21 protein-coding genes and 1 pseudogene are annotated in these 19,240 nt (G+C 60.3%); 7 read left to right on the top strand and 15 right to left on the bottom strand.

The window, feature by feature from the left end; genetic code table 11:
* Positions 1 to 10 precede the first annotated feature (10 nt).
* From ACZYR5_RS08685 to ACZYR5_RS08695, 3 genes are all read left to right on the top strand, one after another.
* A complete protein-coding gene (locus tag ACZYR5_RS08685; RefSeq protein ID WP_489089249.1) occupies positions 11 to 808 on the top strand; it encodes a transporter substrate-binding domain-containing protein in 798 nt (265 codons plus the stop codon).
* 132 nt (positions 809 to 940) lie between these two features.
* A complete protein-coding gene (locus tag ACZYR5_RS08690; protein ID WP_489089250.1) occupies positions 941 to 1,900 on the top strand; it encodes an amino acid ABC transporter permease in 960 nt (319 codons plus the stop codon).
* Positions 1,893 to 2,627 carry an amino acid ABC transporter ATP-binding protein gene (locus tag ACZYR5_RS08695; RefSeq protein ID WP_027617397.1) on the top strand — a complete coding sequence of 245 codons (735 nt, stop codon included), beginning with the start codon at positions 1,893 to 1,895 and terminating at the stop codon, positions 2,625 to 2,627. Before ACZYR5_RS08690 ends, ACZYR5_RS08695 begins: the two co-directional genes overlap by 8 nt.
* 55 nt (positions 2,628 to 2,682) lie before the next feature.
* Here the strand turns inward: ACZYR5_RS08695 and ACZYR5_RS08700 are convergent, their stop codons facing one another.
* Entirely contained in the window at positions 2,683 to 5,007 is a 2,325-nt protein-coding gene (locus ACZYR5_RS08700; protein ID WP_489089251.1) for a fibronectin type III domain-containing protein, read from the bottom strand.
* Positions 5,008 to 5,164: 157 nt separating this feature from the next.
* On the opposite strand from ACZYR5_RS08700, the gene ACZYR5_RS08705 reads away from it, so the two are divergent.
* Positions 5,165 to 5,635 (top strand): HIT family protein, encoded by a 471-nt coding sequence (locus ACZYR5_RS08705; RefSeq protein WP_489089252.1) that lies wholly within the window; start codon positions 5,165 to 5,167, stop codon positions 5,633 to 5,635.
* Positions 5,636 to 5,665: 30 nt separating this feature from the next.
* Here the strand turns inward: ACZYR5_RS08705 and ACZYR5_RS08710 are convergent, their stop codons facing one another.
* The 11 genes and pseudogenes from ACZYR5_RS08710 to ubiE form a co-directional block, all read right to left on the bottom strand.
* Positions 5,666 to 6,529 carry a methyl-accepting chemotaxis protein gene (locus ACZYR5_RS08710; RefSeq protein ID WP_489089525.1) on the bottom strand — a complete coding sequence of 288 codons (864 nt, stop codon included), beginning with the start codon at positions 6,527 to 6,529 and terminating at the stop codon, positions 5,666 to 5,668.
* Positions 6,524 to 7,582: pseudogene (locus ACZYR5_RS08715) on the bottom strand (methyl-accepting chemotaxis protein); the annotation flags it as partial. The gene ACZYR5_RS08710 and the pseudogene ACZYR5_RS08715, both read right to left, overlap by 6 nt.
* 72 nt (positions 7,583 to 7,654) lie before the next feature.
* A complete protein-coding gene (locus ACZYR5_RS08720) occupies positions 7,655 to 8,362 on the bottom strand; it encodes a 16S rRNA (uracil(1498)-N(3))-methyltransferase (protein WP_489089253.1) in 708 nt (235 codons plus the stop codon).
* On the bottom strand, positions 8,359 to 9,153 hold the full coding sequence (gene tatC / locus ACZYR5_RS08725) for a twin-arginine translocase subunit TatC (RefSeq protein ID WP_027617401.1): 795 nt from the start codon (positions 9,151 to 9,153) through the stop codon (positions 8,359 to 8,361). The genes ACZYR5_RS08720 and tatC overlap by 4 nt, the downstream gene beginning before the upstream one ends.
* Complete coding sequence (tatB, locus tag ACZYR5_RS08730; protein ID WP_489089254.1) at positions 9,150 to 9,569, bottom strand: Sec-independent protein translocase protein TatB; 420 nt, start codon at positions 9,567 to 9,569, stop codon at positions 9,150 to 9,152. Before tatB ends, tatC begins: the two co-directional genes overlap by 4 nt.
* Before the next feature lie 10 nt (positions 9,570 to 9,579).
* Positions 9,580 to 9,858 (bottom strand): twin-arginine translocase TatA/TatE family subunit, encoded by a 279-nt coding sequence (locus tag ACZYR5_RS08735; protein ID WP_489089255.1) that lies wholly within the window; start codon positions 9,856 to 9,858, stop codon positions 9,580 to 9,582.
* A gap of 25 nt (positions 9,859 to 9,883) precedes the next feature.
* The gene (locus ACZYR5_RS08740) at positions 9,884 to 10,216 is read right to left on the bottom strand and encodes a phosphoribosyl-ATP diphosphatase (RefSeq protein ID WP_489089256.1); all 333 of its coding nucleotides are present in this window, start codon (positions 10,214 to 10,216) and stop codon (positions 9,884 to 9,886) included.
* Positions 10,209 to 10,610: a phosphoribosyl-AMP cyclohydrolase gene (hisI, locus tag ACZYR5_RS08745; protein ID WP_489089257.1), complete on the bottom strand. Its 402-nt coding sequence runs from the start codon at positions 10,608 to 10,610 to the stop codon at positions 10,209 to 10,211. Before hisI ends, ACZYR5_RS08740 begins: the two co-directional genes overlap by 8 nt.
* Positions 10,611 to 10,691: 81 nt before the next feature.
* Positions 10,692 to 12,296, bottom strand: coding sequence for a ubiquinone biosynthesis regulatory protein kinase UbiB (ubiB, locus tag ACZYR5_RS08750; RefSeq protein ID WP_489089258.1), 1,605 nt, complete (start codon positions 12,294 to 12,296; stop codon positions 10,692 to 10,694).
* Entirely contained in the window at positions 12,293 to 12,916 is a 624-nt protein-coding gene (locus ACZYR5_RS08755) for a ubiquinone biosynthesis accessory factor UbiJ (RefSeq protein ID WP_489089259.1), read from the bottom strand. Before ACZYR5_RS08755 ends, ubiB begins: the two co-directional genes overlap by 4 nt.
* Positions 12,916 to 13,686, bottom strand: a complete 771-nt coding sequence (gene ubiE / locus ACZYR5_RS08760; RefSeq protein WP_027617408.1) for a bifunctional demethylmenaquinone methyltransferase/2-methoxy-6-polyprenyl-1,4-benzoquinol methylase UbiE — start codon at positions 13,684 to 13,686, stop codon at positions 12,916 to 12,918. Before ubiE ends, ACZYR5_RS08755 begins: the two co-directional genes overlap by 1 nt.
* Before the next feature lie 165 nt (positions 13,687 to 13,851).
* Here ubiE and ACZYR5_RS08765 point away from each other — a divergent pair, with 165 nt between their 5' ends.
* The 3 genes from ACZYR5_RS08765 (at position 13,852) to ACZYR5_RS08775 (ending at position 15,688) form a co-directional block, all read left to right on the top strand.
* Positions 13,852 to 14,127 (top strand): polyhydroxyalkanoic acid system family protein, encoded by a 276-nt coding sequence (locus ACZYR5_RS08765; protein ID WP_489089260.1) that lies wholly within the window; start codon positions 13,852 to 13,854, stop codon positions 14,125 to 14,127.
* 246 nt (positions 14,128 to 14,373) lie between these two features.
* Positions 14,374 to 14,796, top strand: coding sequence for a phasin family protein (locus ACZYR5_RS08770; protein ID WP_489089261.1), 423 nt, complete (start codon positions 14,374 to 14,376; stop codon positions 14,794 to 14,796).
* 10 nt (positions 14,797 to 14,806) lie between these two features.
* Complete coding sequence (locus ACZYR5_RS08775) at positions 14,807 to 15,688, top strand: phasin family protein (protein WP_489089262.1); 882 nt, start codon at positions 14,807 to 14,809, stop codon at positions 15,686 to 15,688.
* Between the two features lie 189 nt (positions 15,689 to 15,877).
* Here the strand turns inward: ACZYR5_RS08775 and ACZYR5_RS08780 are convergent, their stop codons facing one another.
* The 3 genes from ACZYR5_RS08780 to phaZ form a co-directional block, all read right to left on the bottom strand.
* Complete coding sequence (locus ACZYR5_RS08780) at positions 15,878 to 16,498, bottom strand: TetR/AcrR family transcriptional regulator (RefSeq protein ID WP_489089263.1); 621 nt, start codon at positions 16,496 to 16,498, stop codon at positions 15,878 to 15,880.
* A gap of 75 nt (positions 16,499 to 16,573) precedes the next feature.
* Entirely contained in the window at positions 16,574 to 18,256 is a 1,683-nt protein-coding gene (gene phaC, locus ACZYR5_RS08785) for a class II poly(R)-hydroxyalkanoic acid synthase (protein WP_489089264.1), read from the bottom strand.
* A 112-nt stretch (positions 18,257 to 18,368) separates the two neighbouring features.
* Positions 18,369 to 19,226, bottom strand: coding sequence for a poly(3-hydroxyalkanoate) depolymerase (gene phaZ / locus ACZYR5_RS08790; RefSeq protein WP_027617414.1), 858 nt, complete (start codon positions 19,224 to 19,226; stop codon positions 18,369 to 18,371).
* Positions 19,227 to 19,240: the final 14 nt, after the last annotated feature.

A 19,240-nucleotide genomic window follows, 5' to 3' on the forward strand; every position in this document is an offset into this window, starting at 1 on the left:
GACTTTGATGATGAAGAAGTATCTCTCGATGCTGCTGCTTGGCGTCACCGCACTGGTTGCCGTCAACGCCGCACAGGCTGGCGCCATCGATGACGCGGTCAAGCGCGGCACCTTGAAAGTCGGCATGGATCCGACCTACATGCCGTTCGAAATGACCAACAAGCGCGGCGAAATCATCGGCTTTGAAGTCGACCTGCTCAAGGCCATGACCAAGGCCATGGGCGTCAAGCTGGAGCTGGTGTCCACCGGTTACGACGGGATCATCCCGGCCTTGCTGACCGACAAGTTCGACATGATCGGCAGCGGCATGACCCTGACCCAGGAGCGCAACCTGCGCCTGAACTTCAGCGAACCCTTCATCGTGGTTGGCCAGACCCTGCTGATCCGCAAGGAACTGGAAGGCACCATCAAGTCCTATAAAGACCTGAACAGCGCCGACTACCGCATCACCTCCAAGCTGGGCACCACCGGCGAAATGGTCGCCAAGAAGCTGATGTCCAAGGCCAAGTACCACGGCTACGACAACGAGCAGGAAGCTGTGCTGGACGTGGTCAACGGCAAGGCTGATGCCTTTGTCTACGACGCGCCGTACAACGTCGTGGCGGTGAACAAGGTAGGTAACGGCAAGCTGGTGTTCCTCGACAAGCCGTTCACCTACGAGCCTCTGGCGTTCGGTCTGAAGAAGGGCGACTACGACAGCCTGAACTTCATCAACAACTTCCTGCACCAGATCCACGAAGACGGCACCTACGATCGCATCCATGACAAGTGGTTCAAAGACACCGCTTGGCAGAAAGACATGGAATAAGACCGGTCAGCCAGACCGCGTCGCGTCATTCGCTGGCAAGCCAGCTCCTACAAGGGTATGCGCGTCCCTGTAGGAGCTGGCTCGCCAGCGAAGGCGGCCTCCAAGGCAACATAGAACTCCCCGGAACCCGCAATGAAACATAAAAAAGCCCAATGGCCCTGGCACGTCCTGACCGTGCTGGTGCTGGTCGGCCTGGCTGGCGCGTTGTACTACGCCACCTCGCTGATGTCCTACGAATGGCGTTGGAATCGCGTCCCGCAATACTTCGCCTACCACGCCGAAGAAACCCAGCGCGCCGCCGACATCTCCACCGTCAGCGAACTGGTGCGCAAGGGCGACAAGGCAGAAGTGACCCTGCGCAACGACGCCGGCACCGAGCAAGTGCTGGTCGTCGACGACAACAGCCTGCAAGTGGCCCGTGGCGACGATGTGGCTGAAGGCGATGTCGTGGGTGTCACTCGGCATTGGGCTGCCGGACCGCTGCTGTGGGGGCTGTGGACGACCTTGTGGCTGTCGCTGGTCTCGGGTGTGCTCGGCCTGCTGATCGGCCTGGCCACCGGCCTGTGCCGGCTGTCGAACAACCCGACCCTGCGCGACCTGTCGATCGTCTACATCGAACTGGTGCGCGGTACGCCGCTGCTGGTGCAGATCTTCATCTTCTACTTCTTTATCGGCACGGTGCTCAACCTGTCCCGCGAGTTCGCCGGGATTGCCGCACTGTCGCTGTTTACCGGCGCGTATGTGGCCGAGATCATTCGTTCCGGCGTGCAGTCGATTGCTCGCGGACAGAACGAAGCGGCGCGCTCGCTGGGCCTCAATGCCAGCCAGTCGATGCGCCACGTGGTCTTGCCGCAAGCCTTCAAGCGCGTGTTGCCGCCGTTGGCCGGGCAGTTCATCAGCCTGGTCAAGGACACCTCGCTGGTGTCGGTGATCGCTATTACCGAGCTGCTCAAGAGCGGACGGGAAGTTATCACCACCTCGTTCTCGCCGTTTGAAATCCTGTTCTGCGTGGCGGGCCTGTACCTGTTGATCAACCTGCCGCTGTCGAAAATCGCCAGCCGGCTTGAGCGGAGGCTCGCGCAAAGTGATTGAAGTCCGCGATCTGATAAAAGTCTTCGACACCCGCGGCCAGATCGTCCGCGCGGTGGACAACGTCACCACCCAAGTGGCCAAAGGCGAAGTGCTGGTGGTGATTGGTCCGTCCGGCTCGGGAAAATCGACCTTCCTGCGCTGTCTCAACGGCCTGGAAGAGTTCGACTCGGGCTCGGTGAGCATCGACGGCCTGCAACTGGCCGACCCGAAAACCGACATCAATGCCTACCGCCGTGAAGTCGGCATGGTGTTCCAGCACTTCAACCTGTTCCCGCACATGACCGTGCTCGACAACCTGTGCCTGGCGCAGAAGGTCGTGCGCAAGCGCGGCAAGAAGGAGCGCGAGGCCAAGGCCATGGCGCTGCTGGAAAAGGTCGGCATCGCGCAGAAGGCCCACGAGTTCCCTTCGCGCCTGTCCGGCGGCCAGCAACAGCGCGTGGCGATCGCCCGCGCGCTGGCCATGGAACCCAAGGTCATGCTGTTTGACGAACCGACCTCGGCCCTCGACCCGGAAATGGTCGGCGAAGTGCTGGACGTGATGAAGACCCTGGCCGTGGAAGGCATGACCATGGTCTGCGTCACCCACGAAATGGGCTTCGCCCGCGAAGTGGCAGACCGAGTGCTGTTCTTTGATCACGGCAAGCTGCTGGAAGACGCCTCGCCAGCGGAATTCTTCGATGCACCGAAGGATCCGCGGGCGCAGGCGTTTTTGCGGCAGGTTTTATAGACGAATCAGTCTCTGCAATCCCCGAGCAGGCGCTCGATTGCTCGGGGAGTTGATTTCACAGCGTGGTGAACTCGCCGATCAATGGTAACGACTCTCCTTCTTCGGTTTTGGCTGTGATGCTGACGTCGTATCGCGTTTTAGGCAGTAAGAAAGTTTGAAGCCTTGGTACGCTTACCCTGTAAACCAGTGGCGTTCCGCCAGGGCCGATCAGGGTGACGTTGTAACCAGAGACGGGCTGGTCCGGCGCATCCCAGTCCAGGGTGGGCAATTGCGATTGGGAATAACGAAAGTTTTGTGGGGGCGCTACGTACCCAGGAATCGGTTCGATGGTGAGTGATTTAGCTATGGACTGCTCGTCAAAATCGTTGATTGCCCAGATTTCCAGCAAAAAGGTTTTGTGGGCGGGCAGCTTTTCGAACTCATAGGAACGAGCGTCTTTAGCCAGAATTATTGGTGATTGTTCATTCAGTGAAAGTGCAAAGTTTACAAAATTTCGATCGAAAGGTTCCCCCCATTTGACAATGGTGCTTGCTGTTGTGCGTGACTGTAATTGGAAATTTCGAGGGGGAAGCACTAGCTGACCGGTATAGGTAAAGGTACGTGTGCTCATCTCGCCCTTTTCGCCGGTATAGCCGAAGAGGGCGCGTGCCGTTATTGTAACTTCCTCGTGCAAACGGCCTCGAAAATAATGGAGCGGAGGGAGAGTTGGAAAGTGAGCAGTGATAAATGGGACTCCGCGATTAGTGTATTCGTTAATGAAACCTCCGGCGGGGGCGTCAATAAAGTCCCAATTGATTGTGCCTTCATAGGTTGCGGACTCTTCTATGTATTTTAGTATGGTGATTTTTGGGTTTTCATATTTTGGATTTAGTGGTTGGTAGAGTAGCTGTGTGTATTCAGAGAACAGGCCGTTGTTGTCTTTTGCTCTGATCTTGAAAGTGTATGGTTGATTCGGAATTAGTTGCGAAAATCTGGCTGTCAATTCTGATGTGATATTGGGTGGTTGGTTTTCAAGGCTCACTTCGTAATGTCTTATCCCTGCTTCATCATACGAAGCGTTCCACGCAAGCTCAATCGCAGTGAATCCATACCGAGAAACCCTGAACTCTGCAGGAACGCTGGGGGGCACCTCATCCTGAATGAATAGGTAGGGCGCCGAAAATTCTGATTTTTTGCCGTTAACGTTAACCGCTCTGACTCTCAGGGTGTAATTTATCAGCGGCAGGTTTTTTTCTTGATGAGGAATCTCGCTGGTGATGAACAGCAGATTATCGCCTTCATATATTTCGTATTTACGGATCCCAATACCATCGTCCGAACGATCCCAACTCACTTCCACAGTATTCTGCAGATTGTCTCCAGGGACCTTTCTGGCTTTAAGGTTTTGGGGAGTGGTCGGCGGTTCTACATCATGTGAGCGCAGTCTATTCAGTGCTATACACATATCTGTAACGCTGGCTATGGTTTCTGCTCTTTCAATGAAGTCCACCATGACAATGTTGGCGGTTTGCCTGCCATTTCTGAATACTTCAGTTCGTATCGGATGGTTGGCTTTAAGGTGCATTGGGCCATTTGCGTTACGGGCGGCTGCGCTTAAAGCCCAGAAAACATGGTGCGGTGGTGAAAGCACGGCGGCTTCAACCTGTTCCGTAACCGCTTTCTCGGATAAATCCGTACTCCATACATAGTATATAGGCCGCCATAGTTGATCTCTCTGAACCCACTCCGGTTTCCAGTTGTCTGGATAAGCATGATCATAGCATAAAATTATATTGCGCCCTGAGTAGTTTGAGCGAATAAGATCTATAGTGAATGAGTATGCTTCTACAGGAATTAAAAATTGCTTTAAGGCTGTCAAGTGCGCGAAAAGTCGATTAGCGCTATCTGCCTTCAAGCCTTTGAAATGGCGAATGTTTAGAATGATGATCTCGCCAGGATTCATCACGGCAAATACAACGGCGGAAGTCACAAGATCCTTCACGCTCCGTCCCGCGCTGACGTTGAAAATCGAACCTTCTTGGCCGTGGGTAAACTCGAGCGCTTCGATATAGACGCGCTCCGGGGCGAAGTTACCAACCAACTTCCAATAACTTTTGTCCTCAAGGCGCAAATCGAGAAATCGTGCCCCGGCGTAGAATTGGGGTAGAAACGTATCGTTCTGACACGCACCCAGCAGCTCTTCAAGACCCCAGGTGCCCTGCATATCTACACCAGAATTATGCGCCCCAGGGATCGCCAGCTGATGTAGGGTCAGCCCGCCGATTTCCGCCGCCATGTCGGTCATCCAGCGGCTGTAGTTGGTAAGAGGTGCTTCTGGCTCAACGGGTTCGAGTTCGGGCAGTTGTGGTTGGGCAGAGGTATCGACTGAGTCATCGTTCATGATTGTGCTCCGAGACTTTGACGGGAATACAATCTTGGACTCGATCTGAATTACGCATACCTATCAGAACTGTTAGTGTCGACGAAGCGTTGTGAAGTTTTTAAATCGATAGGCACCTGAAACGTCTACCCACGATCACCCGGAAGATTTACAGCACATGGATTGTATTTTTTGCGCAATGCTCGCCGGCCAGGCGCCGATGCATCTGATTTGGCAGGATGAAGGCCACGTCGCCTTTCTTTCCATTCGTCCTAACACCCCAGGCTTTTCCGTGGTGGTGCCCAGGCAGCACCATGGCAGCTACGCGTTTTCCCAATCGGACGAAGTGCTGACGGCGCTGATGATTGCGGCGAAAAAAGTCGCCTTGCTGATCGACCGTGCATTGCCAGACGTTGGACGCACCGGCCTGATGCTCGAAGGCTATGGCATCGATCACCTGCACGCGAAACTCTTTCCCATGCATGGCACGGGCGACTCCAGCGCGTTCAAGCCGCTGGCGTCCAACGTCGACAAGTTCTACGCGCTCTACGAGGGCTATATCTCGTCCCATGACTTCAAGGGCGAGCTCAACCACGACCTGGCGGCAATGGCCCGGCATATTCGTCAAGTAGACGGCGCGCTGGACTGAAACGGGAGGCTGCCAGCCTCCCGGTATTCATCAAACTCGAAACTTGCCCACCAGCATATGCAGGTGAGTACCCAGTCGCGCCAGTTCGACGCTGGAGGACGCGGTTTCTTCGCTGGCGGCGGCGGTCTGTTCGGAAACGTCACGCACATTGAGCACGCTGCGGTTGATCTCTTCGGCCACCGCGCTTTGCTGTTCGGCGGCGGCAGCGATCTGCTGGTTCATCGCCTGGATCGCCGACACGGTGCGGGTGATGTTGTCCAGTGAACCGCCGGCGCGGCGGGTCAGCTCGACGCTGCTGTCGGTCAGGGCGCGGCTGTTGTCCATGATGCTGGCGACCTGCTGGGTGCCGCTCTGCAGGCCGACGATCAGCTCTTCGATCTCTTCCGTGGACTTCTGGGTGCGCTGCGCCAGGCTGCGCACTTCGTCGGCGACCACCGCGAAACCGCGTCCGGCTTCACCGGCACGGGCGGCCTCGATGGCGGCGTTGAGGGCCAGCAGGTTGGTTTGCTGGGCCACGGACTTGATCACGTCCAGCACACTGCCGATCTTGTCGCTCTCGCGCTGCAGATGGCCCATGGCTTCGGTGGAGTGGCCGACTTCGGTGGCCAGGCGCTCGATCTGCGCGATGGCCTCGTTGACCACCTTGTCACCTTCGCGGGCCTGCTGATCGGCGGCTACGGCGGCCTCGGAAGCCTCTTCGGCGTTGCGCGCGACTTCCTGCACAGTGGCGGCCATTTCATTCATGGCGGTGGCGACCTGGTCGGTTTCGACTTTCTGGCTGTTGACCCCGGCGCTGGTCTGTTCGGTCACGGCCGAGAGCTCTTCGGCAGCGCTGGCGATTTGCGTCACGCCATCGCTGATGCCACCAATCAGCTCGCGCAGGCCGACGGTCATGCTCTGGATGGCGCGTTGCAACTGGCCCAGTTCGTCGCGACGCTGGGACACCAGGTCGTGGGTCAGGTCACCGGCGGCGATACGCTGGGAGACCGTCAGCGCCTGATTCAGCGGGATGATGATCTGGCGAGTGATGGCCCAGGCCGCGATCAGGCCAAAGACCAGCGCAAGGATGGTGGCCAGCAGCAGGGTGTTCTTCGCGTGTGCGGCATCGCTGTCGCGTACCCGGGTCTGGGACAGCGTCAACTTTTTGCTCAGGTCCATCAGCAACTCGCCTTGCTGGGCCATGTCCTTGAGCGCGGCCGCGCTGGCGACCTGGGCGTCGCGAAACTGACTGACTGCTGCACGGTAGCCGACCAGCGAATCGCTGGCCTGCTGCAGGTTGGTGGTGTGTCGATCAGGCAATTGCCCGGGCAGATTCTTCAGGTACTGCAAGGCATTGTCGATGGCGTCGAGGGCCGGTTGCTGGGCCTCGGCCTTGCCGCTGTAGGTGTAGCCGCGTACCTGGAAACGCGCTTGCTGGAGCAGTTTGCTCAGCTCGACGACGCTGTTGAACTGGCTGACGTTGTCGCCTTGCAGCAGGGTTTTTTCGACTTCGCCGACCCGTGCCACGGCATTGTCGGCGGTGGCGCCGAGCCTGGCGCGCGCGGCTTCGCGGCTGGCGGTGGCCTGGGTCAGGTCGGTAAAGGCGCTACGGTAGGCGCTGACGGCGTCCAGTTGCTGCTTGAGCATGGCCAGGTCAGCCGGCTGCTCGATCATCGTCAGGGCGCTCTTGAGGCCCTGGTCGAGCTTGTTCAGCACCTCGCTGACTGCCGCCGGGCCTTGCTCGCCATGCTGCATGTCGTAGTTCAGGCGAGCGATGCGCAGGTCCTTGGTCAGCTCGTTGAGGCTGGAGATGTAGCCCAGCTTGTCGCCCCGGCTGATGATGCCGCTCATGCCCGACCAGCCGTTGACGGTGATCAACAGGGTCAGCAACAGCACCAGTCCAAAGCCGATTCCCAGCTTGCGATTGACGCTCACATTGCCCAGATTCTCGGCTAACCATCGGTACATGCTGCGAACTCCCCATCGAATCAATTCTTGGGGAGGTTATCGGCAGGCGAGCGTGAATCTGTAGGCGCCGACTTAGAACAGGCGGGCCAGCAAGGCGGTGACGGCGGTTTCAACCCGCAGGATGCGTTCACCCAACTGCACCGGTTGCAGCCCGGCCTTGCCCAGCAGGTCGATTTCGTAGGGGATCCAGCCGCCCTCGGGGCCGATGGCCAGGGTCACCGGCTCGTCCAGCGCGCGCGGGCAGGGTGGGTGGTTGCCGGGGTGGCCGACGAGGCCCAGGGTGCCTTCGACGATGGCCGGCAGGCGGTCTTCGACAAAGGGCTTGAAGCGCTTTTCGATGGTGATGCTCGGCAACACCGTGTCGCGGGCTTGTTCGAGGCCCAGCACCAGTTGTTCGCGGATCGCTTCGGGATCGAGGAACGGGGTCTGCCAGAAGCTTTTTTCCACGCGGTAGCTGTTGACCAGCACCACGTTGGCGACGCCCATGGTGGCCACGGTCTGGAACACCCGACGGAGCATCTTCGGGCGCGGCAGGGCGAGGACCAGGGTCAGTGGCAGCTTGGCTGGCGGCGCTTTGTCGAGGCTGACCTGCAGCTCGGCTTCGCCGGCCTCCAGGCGCAGCACCTCGGCGGTGCCCATCAAACCACCGATGCGTCCGACCCGCAGGCTGTCGCCGACGGCCACACGATGCACTTCCTGCATGTGGGTCAGGCGCCGATCGCGCAGCACCACGCGGTCGGCTGCAATGAAATCAGCCTCTTCGAGGAGCAGCAGGTTCACGGCTGGGTCGCTGGCGGCTGGTCGTTGTGATCGTCTGCCGCCTGGTCGTCCGGATGGTCACCGCGTTTGCTGATCAGGCTGCCAAACAGAATGCCGACTTCAAACAGCATCCACATCGGCACGGCCAGCAGGGTCTGGGAGAAGATGTCCGGTGGCGTAAGGATCATGCCGACCACGAAGCAGCCGATGATCACGTACGGGCGGATTTTCTTCAGGTAGGCCACGTCGACCACGCCGATCCACACCAGCAGGACCACGGCCACCGGGATTTCAAACGCCACGCCAAAGGCGAAGAACAGCGTCATGACGAAATCCAGGTAGCTGGTGATGTCGGTCATCATTTCCACGCCGGCCGGCGTGGCAGCGGCGAAGAACTTGAAGATCAGCGGGAACACCAGGAAGTAGGCGAAGGCCATGCCGGCGTAGAACAGCACGATGCTCGAGCACAGCAACGGCACGGCAATGCGCTTCTCGTGCTTATAGAGACCCGGTGCGATGAAGCCCCAGATCTGATGCAGGATCACCGGGATCGCGAGGAACAGCGAGACCATCATGGTCAGCTTCAGCGGCGTCAGGAACGGTGACGACACGTCGGTGGCGATCATCGTCGCACCGGCGGGCAGATAGGCGCGCAGCGGGGTCGAGACGAAGGTGTAGATCTGCTGGGTGAAAGCGAACAGCCCGGCGAAGATCAGGAAGATCGCCGCGACACAGCGCAGCAGGCGGGTACGCAGCTCGGTAAGGTGCGAAACCAGCGGCATGTGCTGGTCATTCTCTGGAATATCGCTCATGGGGCTCGCGGCGGCAGAGTGGAGTCATGGGGGGCAGGCGCCGCAGCGGCCGCCTCGGGAGTAGCTGTTGCTTGCGCAGGCGTGGTGGTCGGTGCCGCGGTTGGCTCGACCGGGGCCGCGGCCTGGGGGGGCTGCTCGGTCGAAGTGGCCGGTGGAGTCGGCTGCTGCTGGACCGGGTTGAGGATGTTGCGTGCCTCTTGCTCCAGCGACAGGATGTGCTCGTTGTGCAGTTGCCGACGGATTTCGTCGGCACCGATCTCACGCTCAACTTCCTGTTTGATCGCGTTGAAGCTGCGCTTCAGGCGCCCGACCCACAGACCGGCGGTGCGCGCAGCGCCGGGCAGGCGCTCGGGGCCCAGCACCAGCAGGGCGACGAGGCCGACCAGCAGCAATTCAGAGAAGCTGATACCGAACATTAGTCTGTGCTCACGAGTCTTTGCGGGTCGGCTCTTCGACTTTCTGCGCCTGCACGTCGATGGTGTGCGGCTCTTTCAGGGTCGAAGCCTGTGGCTGCACCGGCGGTACGGGTTGTGCAGCCGGTGGAACGCCCGGCTCGGCAGGTTTTTCGTCGTCGTTCATGGCTTTGCGAAAGCCCTTGATCGACTCGCCAACGTCAGTGCCGAGGTTTTTCAGTTTCTTGGTGCCGAACACCAGGACCACCACCACGAGAATGACGATCCAGTGTTTCCAGTCAAAAATGCCCATGTTGCAACTCCTCTCTAATAGTTATTCAGTTGGACGGACGCGAGGCTTTCTCGACGTGCCCGGAAAGGCCGAAGCGACGGTCCAGTTCGTCCAGGACCGCCTGTGGATGCTGACCCAGTTGGGCGAGCATGATCATGCTATGGAACCACAGGTCGGCGGTCTCGTAGATGACATCGCTGCAATCGCCGCTGGCAGCGGCATCCTTGGCGGCGATGATGGTCTCGACCGACTCTTCGCCGACCTTTTCCAGAATCTTGTTCAGGCCCTTGTGGTAAAGGCTGGCGACATAGGAACTGTCGGCGGCGGCGCCTTTACGCTCTTCGAGCACCTGGGCCAGGCGGTTCAGGGTGTCACTCATGGGTGTGTCCTGCGCTGTAGATGGCATGCGGGTCCTTGAGCACCGGATCGACGGTTTTCCAGTCGCCGTTTTCAAAGACTCGATAGAAGCAGCTCTGACGACCGGTATGGCAGGCGATGTCGCCAATCTGCTCGACCATCAGGATGATCACGTCGGCGTCGCAGTCCAGGCGCATCTCATGCAGTTTTTGCACGTGCCCTGATTCTTCGCCCTTGCGCCACAGTTTGCCTCGTGAACGCGACCAGTAGATGGCGCGGTTCTCGGTGGCGGTCAGTTGCAGGGCTTCGCGGTTCATCCAGGCCATCATCAGCACGCGCCCGGTCTTGTGGTCCTGGGCAATCGCCGGCGCCAGGCCGTCGTTGTCCCATTTGATCTCGTCCAGCCAGTTTTTCATCTTCGACTCCGACAACCTGGCCCGGCAGATTCGCAAGGCCCAGGCGAATTGAAACAGTGTGCCAGCCGATGACGCGGCTGGCTATCGACGAACGACCAGATACAAGCCCACAGCCACCATCACGCCGCCGGGCCAGTGACCCAGTTCGTTCAGCGGGCCGCCTGCCAGCAGGATTGCGCCTCCGGCCAGGTGCGCGGTGCCGAGCAGGCGCAGGAACCAGTCGTCGCGGCGCCGGTGCCAGGGTGGTGGCGGGTCGTTGGCGTGAGGTTGGGACATGCGTTCAAGCAGGTCGCGGGTCATGTTGGCCAGGTGCGGCAGTTGTTCCACCTGGCTGTGCAGGTTGCCCAGCAAGGCTTTCGGGCTGACGCGCTCGCGCATCCAGCGTTCGAGGAACGGCTGGGCGGTGTTCCACAGGTCGAGGTCCGGGTACAGCTGACGGCCCAGGCCTTCGATGTTGAGCAGGGTTTTCTGCAAAAGAACAAGCTGCGGCTGCACTTCCATGTTGAAGCGGCGTGCGGTCTGGAACAGGCGCATCAGCACCTGGCCGAAGGAAATATCTTTTAACGGTTTTTCGAAGATCGGTTCGCACACAGTGCGAATCGCCGCTTCGAACTCGTTGAGCTTGGTCTCCGCCGGGACCCAGCCGGAGTCGATGTGCAACTGCGCTACACGGCGGTAGTCACGCTTGAAGAAAGCGAACAGGTTGCGCGCCAGGTAGTCCTGGTCTTCGGGGGTCAGGCTGCCGACGATGCCGCAGTCGATGGCGATGTACTGCGGGCTCCACGGATTGACGGTGCTGACGAAAATGTTGCCCGGGTGCATGTCGGCGTGGAAGAAGCTGTCGCGGAACACCTGGGTGAAGAAGATTTCGACGCCGCGTTCGGCGAGCATTTTCATGTCGGTGCGCTGGTCGGCGAGGGTCGCCAGGTCGGTGACCTGGATCCCGTAGATGCGCTCCATCACCAGCACTTTTGGGCGGCACCAGTCCCAGTAGACCTGAGGCACGTAGAGCATCGGCGAGCCGTCGAAGTTGCGCTTGAGCTGGCTGGCGTTGGCGGCTTCGCGGAGCAGGTCGAGTTCGTCGTAGATGGTCTTTTCGTAGTCCTGGACCACGTCCACCGGGTGCAGCAGGCGTGCATCGGCGGAGAGCTTTTCGGCAGCACGGGCGAGGATGAACAGCCACGCCAGGTCCTGCGCGATGATCGGCTTGAGGCCCGGGCGGATCACCTTGACCACCACTTCTTCGCCAGTTTTCAACTGCGCGGCATGCACCTGCGCCACCGAGGCCGAGGCCAGCGGCTCGACGTCGAAACGGCTGAACACTTCGCTGATCTTCTTGCCGAGCTGCTCTTCGATCAGCTTCACCGACAGCTGCGAGTCGAACGGCGGCACCCGGTCCTGTAGCAGCATCAACTCGTCGGCGATGTCCTCGGGCAGCAGGTCGCGGCGGGTGGACAGGATCTGCCCGAACTTGATGAAGATCGGTCCCAGGTCCTGCAACGCCAGGCGCAAGCGCGCGCCACGGCTCAGGTCCAGGGATTTGCGCGGGAACCAGCGCCACGGCAGTGCGTAGCGCAAGGCCAGCAGGAACCAGGGCAGGGGCAGGGCAAACAGCAGGTCATCGAGGCGGTAGCGGATCACGACGCGCTGGATGCGCAACAGACGGCGGACGGCGAGCAGCTTCATGCGTTATCGCTTGAGTCGAGGGATCGGGAGAGACGCTCCAGGCGCGCCTCGAGACGTTCCAGGTCGAGTTTGACCTGATCCAGTTCACTGAATCGGGCTTCGGCTTCGCGCTGGCCCACCAGGGTGCGCGATTCTTCGGCGAGGTATTCGGCGAGGTTCTGGTTGAGACTGGCGAAACCTTGTTGATACCAACGGGCGCGACTGCGCAGGTGACCGCCGACCAGGTGGCTGGCCACCGGGCCGAGCCAGCGCGAGAGTTCGTACTCCCAGTCCAGCTCCAGGTCCTGCAGTACGCCGGCCAGTTCCAGCAGCACGCCGCTGTCGCCATCGAGCTCGACTTCGGGGCGGTGGAGAATGGCCGTCTTGTCCTTGCTCAACGCCAGCGCCAGCAAACTGGAGGCGGGGGCGCGCAAGGTGCAGTCGGCGTCGGCTTCCCAGTGTGCGGCGAGCATCAGGCCTTCATCGCTGGGCAGGATGAACAGTTGCAGCGCCGGGCTGCGGCACTCGACGGCAATCACCTTGCCGGTCAGGTGTGCCAGGCGCGGCAGCGCAGTACTGTCCAGGCGCAGGACCCGGTTCAGGCCGAGTTCGACACTGGCGAGCAGGCCGGCGAGCAGCATCAGGGCTTGATGCCGCGGTGCAGGGCGACGATGCCGGAGGTCATGTTGTGGTAGGTCACGCGGTCGAAACCGGCCTCGACCATCATCGACTTCAGGGTTTCCTGGTTCGGGTGCATGCGGATCGATTCGGCCAGGTAGCGATAGCTTTCCGGGTCGTTGAGGATCAGCTTGCCAACCATCGGCATGAAGGCGAACGAGTAGGCGTCGTAGACCTTGGACATCAGCGCGTTGGTTGGCTTGGAAAACTCCAGCACCAGCAGTCGGCCACCGGGCTTGAGTACGCGCAGCATCGAGCGCAGGGCGTCTTCCTTGTGCGTTACGTTGCGCAGGCCGAAGGCGATGGTCACGCAATCGAAGTGGTTGTCCGGGAAGGGCAGCTTCTCGGCGTCGGCCTGGACGAACTCGATGTTGCCGGCCACGCCTTTGTCCAGCAGGCGATCACGACCGACCTTGAGCATGGACTCGTTGATGTCCGCCAGCACCACCTGGCCGGTCGGACCGACCAGATGCGAGAACTTGGCCGCCAGGTCGCCGGTGCCGCCAGCGATGTCCAGCACGCGATTGCCCGCCCGCACGCCCGACAGCTCGATGGTGAAACGCTTCCACAGGCGGTGCATGCCGCCGGACAGCACGTCGTTCATCAAGTCGTACTTGGCCGCTACCGAGTGGAATACTTCGGCGACTTTTTCCGCCTTCTGGCTTTCCGGAACGTTTTTGAAGCCGAAGTGCGTGGTGGGTTCGGCATCGCTGCCTTTGCGCTGATCAGTCATATCGCTGTCACCATAAGAGAATGCGCGCCATTCTAATCCCCAAGCCATGCTTTGTCTTGGAATGGCTAAAGGTAAGATGGGCGACCTTCGGGACGATTTGCCGCAGTGGCGGTCAGATTTACCGACAAGCATCCATCGCTGAATTCAAAAAGAAGGAGTCATTCAATGGCCCGCATTAGTGTTGAACGTGCCCACAGCCTGGGTAAGGACGCGGCCCGCGAGAAGGCCGAGAAGCTGGCGAAGAAGCTCTCCGAGGAATACGGCCTGGAGCCGCAATGGGCCGGCGACACCCTCAATCTCAAGCGTTCGGGGGTCAAGGGCGCGGTGCATGTGGCCGAGGATTCGATTCGGGTCGATGTCGAGCTGGGCCTGATGATGTCGGCGATGAGCGGCATGATCAAGGCTGAGATCGAAAAGGCGCTGGATAAGGCGTTGGTTTGAGCCTGATGTTGGAATGATTTCTCTGTAGGAGCGAGCTTGCTCGCGAAAAACGTTAACGATGACGCGTGCATTCCGGATGTACGCGGCGCCCCCGGATTTTTCGCGAGCAGGCTCGCTCCTACAGTTCAAACGGTGTACTCGGCAATCCCCGGTTAGGGTGCCGTTTCTAATTTTTCTCCTTACCGTGTGCCTGAGCCCGACTCTTTCGCGGGCAGTTCCTCAAACCTTCTGCGCGTGAGGTGCACCATGGCCAAAGTTATTCTGAAGAAAAAAACCGACGTTCAGCCTGCCCCGGTGAATGAAGTGAAATCCTATGCCCGCAAGATCTGGCTGGCTGGCCTGGGTGCCTACGCCAAGGTTGGCCAAGAGGGTAGCGAGTACGTTCAAGAGTTGATCAAGGCTGGTCAAACTGTTGAAAAGAAAGGCAAAAAAGTTGTTAACGAACAACTTGAAGCCGCCAACACTCAGATCGATAACGTCAAGGGTGATGTGGTCAGTCTCAGGGAACGTGTTGAAGTGCAGTTCGACAAAGTCGAGCGGGCGTTCGACACCCGTGTCGCCAATGCCTTGAATCGTGTCGGCATTGCGTCTAAACATGACGTTGAGACACTCTCTGCTAAGCTCGATGGGCTGACGGCATTGCTCGAACGTGTCGCGCGTAAACATTAAGGAGAACGGGATGGCTGGTAAAAAAACCACTGATAAAGAAGGCAGCTCGTGGATCGGGAAAGTCGAAGACTACTCCCGCAAGATCTGGCTGGCCGGTTTAGGCGTGTACTCGAAGATTGACAGTGACGGCAGCAAACTCTTCGATGCATTGGTTAAAGATGGCGAGAAAGCAGAGAAGCTCACCAAGAGCGCTGTGGGTAAAAAAGTCGATGCTGCCAAAGACTCTGCGTCGTCCGCCAAGTCGCGTATCTCCGGCGTGAAAGATCGTGCGCTGGGCAAGTGGGATGAACTGGAAGGGGCTTTTGACAAGCGCCTGAACAGCGCCATTTCCCGTCTGGGCGTGCCGAGCCGCAATGAGGTCAAGGCACTGCACAGCAAGGTCGATACCCTGACCAAGCAGATCGAAAAACTCACCGGCGCCAAGGTCGCGCCTGTTGCGGCGAAAACCGCAGCGGCTAAACCTGCTGCTGCCAAGCCAGCCGCCAAACCGGTTGCCGCCAAGGCCGCCGCCAAACCTGCAGCCAAACCTGCAGCCAAAGCAGCGGCCAAGCCGGCTGCGAAAACGGCAGCGGCCAAGCCTGCAGCGGCCAAACCCGCCGCCAAGCCAGTTGCCGCCAAGGCAGCAGCAAAACCGGCAGCCAAGCCAGCCGCCAAGCCAGCCGCCAAGCCTGCGGCGAAAACCGCAGCGGCCAAACCGGCAGCCAAACCGGCCGCAGCGAAAAAGCCGGCAGTGAAAAAACCAGCGGCACCGAAAGCGCCAGCCGCCGCTGCCAAACCCGCCACTGCTGCTGCGCCAGCTCCGGTCAGCACGGCGAACTCCGCCGCCGCACCGGCGCCAACGGCTGCACCGACTGCAACGCCCGCTCCAGCGGCGCCAACCAGTCAGTCCTGATTACTGCGGGACACACAAAAACGCCCGGCCTGCGAAGGTCGGGCGTTTTTGTTTGGGCCTTTTGAGTTGAACCACCGACCACTGCAATGTGGCTGAGAGCCCCTTCGCTGGCAAGCCAGCTCCTACAGGTTTTGCAAGCCCCACAGATTTGTGGTCGACACTTGTGGGAGCCTGCTGGCGATGGGGCTATCAGGCATGCGCCTCGAGATACTGCTGCGCCAGTTGCTCGGTCGCAATCTTGCCCGCCGGCTGCAGGTGGGGCGCCACCAGCATCATGATCTGGTAGACCACCACCCGCACCTCGCCTTCGCGGTCGAGAATCCGCTGGTAGTCCAGCGAGAACAGCAGGGTCATGGTGATCTGCTCGACCAACTGACCCAGGGCGCGGGTATCGCTGATCAGGCGTCCTTCCGCCTTGAGGCGTGCCAGCAACGAGGCCAGGGTGCGCTTGAGGGCGTTGAGCAGGTTGCGGATGCCCTTGGCCAGTTTCGGCAGGCGTCCGGCCAGGTTCGACAAGTCCTGGAACAGAAAGCGGTAATGCGCCAGGCGCTCGATGATCAGGTGCAGGAACAGCCAGTATTCATCCGGGCTCAGGCGCGCATCGGAGGGCGGATCCAGCAGCGGTGTCAGCTCGCTCTGAAAGCGTTCGAACAAACCGAGAATCAACGGCTCCTTGCCGTGAAAGTGGTAGTAGAGGTTGCCGGGGCTGATCCCCATTTCATTGGCAACTTCCATGGTCGAGACATTCGGTTCGCCCTTCTGGTTGAACAACAACAGGGCGCATTCAAGAATCCGGTCGCGGGTTTTCATCCAGTCTTCTTAGTGATCGATGCTTGAGGTCGGTGGATACGGCGGCCATTGTCCCAGCCGCCGCGCAAAGGGTTGTCAGCGCACGCGCACGTAGGTGCCAGGTGCGGCTTCCTGGGGTGGGTAGGTTTGGTTGCCCAGGGCTGTGAGCGTTTCCCGTTGAGCGCCGGAGCGCGACTGGATCCAGCCCAGCCATTCGCTCCACCAGCTGCCTTCGGCCTGCTTGGCGTCGTAGTACCAGGCCCGGGGATCGCTGGTCATTTTCGCGCTTTCGACGAAGTGGGCCTTGGGGTTGCCGGGCGGGTTGAGAATGCTCTGCACATGACCGCTGTTGGCCAGCACGAAACGCCGATTGCCGCCGAGCAGCAGGGTGGAGCGATACACCGCGTCCCACGGGGTGATGTGGTCGTTCATTCCGGCCACGCTGAAACTGTCGACGGTGACCTTCTGCAGGTCGATCGGCGTGCCGCACACCTCCAGGCCGCCCGGGTGGGTCAGCGGGTTGTGCTTGAAAAAGTCCAGCAGGTCGCCGTGCAGGGCTGCCGGCAGGCGCGTGTTGTCGTTGTTCCAGTAGAGGATGTCGAAGGCCGGCGGCTCCTTGCCCAGCAGGTAATTGTTGACCCAGTAATTCCAGATCAGGTCGTTGGGGCGCATCCAGGCGAACACCCGGGCCATGTCGCGGCCGTCGAGCACGCCTTGCTGGTAGGAGCGACGCTTGGCCGCTTCGAGGGTCTGCTCATCGGCAAACAGTGTGGCCGGGCTGTCCAGCTGGCTGTCGAGCAGGCTGACCAGGTAGGTCGAACTGGCGATGCGGCGCAATTGCCGCTTGGCCTGCAGGTGCCCCTGCAAGGCGGCAATGGTCAGGCCGCCGGCGCAGGCGCCCATCAGGTTGACGTCGCGGCTGCCGGTGATCGCCCGGCACACGTTCATCGCCTCTTCCACGGCTTCGACGTAGCTGGACAGGCCCCATTCGCGGTGCCGCACATCCGGGTTGCGCCAACTGATCATGAACACTTGCAGGCCATTCTTCAGGGCGAACTGGACGAAGCTGTTGCTCGGGCTCAAGTCGAAAATGTAGTACTTGTTGATCTGCGGCGGCACCACCAGCAACGGCCGGGCGTACTGCTTTTCGCTCATCGGCTTGTATTGCAGCAACTCCAGCAGCTCGTTGCGAAACACCACGGCGCCGGGGGTGGTGGCGACGGTTTTGCCGACCTCGAAGGCGTGCTTGGTGACCTGGCTGGGCAAGCCGTTGTTGTGCAGCAAATCATCGAACAGATGGCTCAGGCCGCGGACCAGGCTGTGGCCGCCGGAGTTGAACAGCTCTTTGACCGCCAGTGGGTTGAGCAGGGTATTGGAAGGCGATACCGCATCGTTGATCAGGGCGAAGGCGAAGTGCGCGCGGGCGCGGTCATCGTCGGGCATGGCGCTTTCATCGATCCAGCTTTTGACCTGCTTCTGCCAGCTCAGGTAGGCCTGCAGGCTGCGCCGATAAAACGGGTTGAGGCTCCAGCTGGGATCACTGAAACGACTGTCGCTGGCGTGGGGCTGGTGCAGTGTCTCGCCCAGCAACACTCGGCCCAATTGCCCGCCCAGCGCCAGGGCGTGCCGAGCGCTGTGCACGGGATGGCGCAAGCCATGGGCGGCGACGCTGCGCAGGGTTGAGAGCAGGTCGCGGCCACGCAGGCCGGTGATCGCACTCTGGGCATTGATGAACGTCGCCGCTGTGGGCAAGGTGCCCGGCGCTGGTTTGTCTCGCATGAGTCAACACTCCTTCGTCAAGCCTTCAACACATTGCTCAATCCTGCACGCGCGCATGTTGCGCGGCAGGCCTGCGCGGCGCCTCGACTGCCTTGTCGAGACACGCCGTGCCTCATGTACCGCCATAGGGCGCCGGATGCGGGTGCATGACCGCGCGCTGGCGTTCTTCCTGGAGGAATTTCATGATGATGGGGGCGACGGCCTCGGCCCGGGTGATCAGGAATAAATGACCGTCGTCGATTATGTGTAGCTGGGCATTGGGAATACGCCAGGCGAGCATGCGCATATTGACCAGCGGGATCAGCGGGTCGTCGTCACCGGCCAGCACCAGGGTGGGTTGGCGGATCTTGTGCAGCCAGTGAATGCTGGTCCAGCCCAGGCCTGCGAACAGTTGCCAGTAGTAGCCGAGCTTGCCGGCCGAGCGAACCTTGCTCGCGTGGTCCGCTGCCAGGTTCGGGTCGCGGCGGAACGAGCCGCCATAGATCATCGGTGCGATGCGAATCACGTGGGACGGCTGGATGTAGCGTCGCGGGCTTGCCATCATCCACAGCACCTTCGGCTTGCCCGGCACCATCACTGCACCGGCTGCCGTTGCCGCCAGCACCAGCTTTTTGCAGCGTTCGGGATAGTCATGGGCGAACTGTTGCGCCAGGGCGCCACCCCAGGACACACCAATCGCATTGACCTGGCCGTAGTCGAGGTAGTCGAGCATGCGCGCGGTCAATTTCGCCAGGCCGGGAAAGCGGTAGGGCCGTCGAGGTGTCGAGGAACCGCCGACACCGGGCACGTCGAAGGCAATCACTTCGAGGTCCGGGTCCAGCGCCTGGACGAACGGAAACACCAGCTCCAGGTTGGCGCCGATGCCGTTGAAAATCAGCAAGGGGGTCAAGTGTGACTTGCCCGGGCGTACCGCGGTGCGGATGGTCTGGCCATCCAGGTCGACGGTACGAAAGATGAACGGTTGCGGCATGATTCGGAACCTGC

This window comes from Pseudomonas sp. F007 (genome assembly GCF_057814275.1).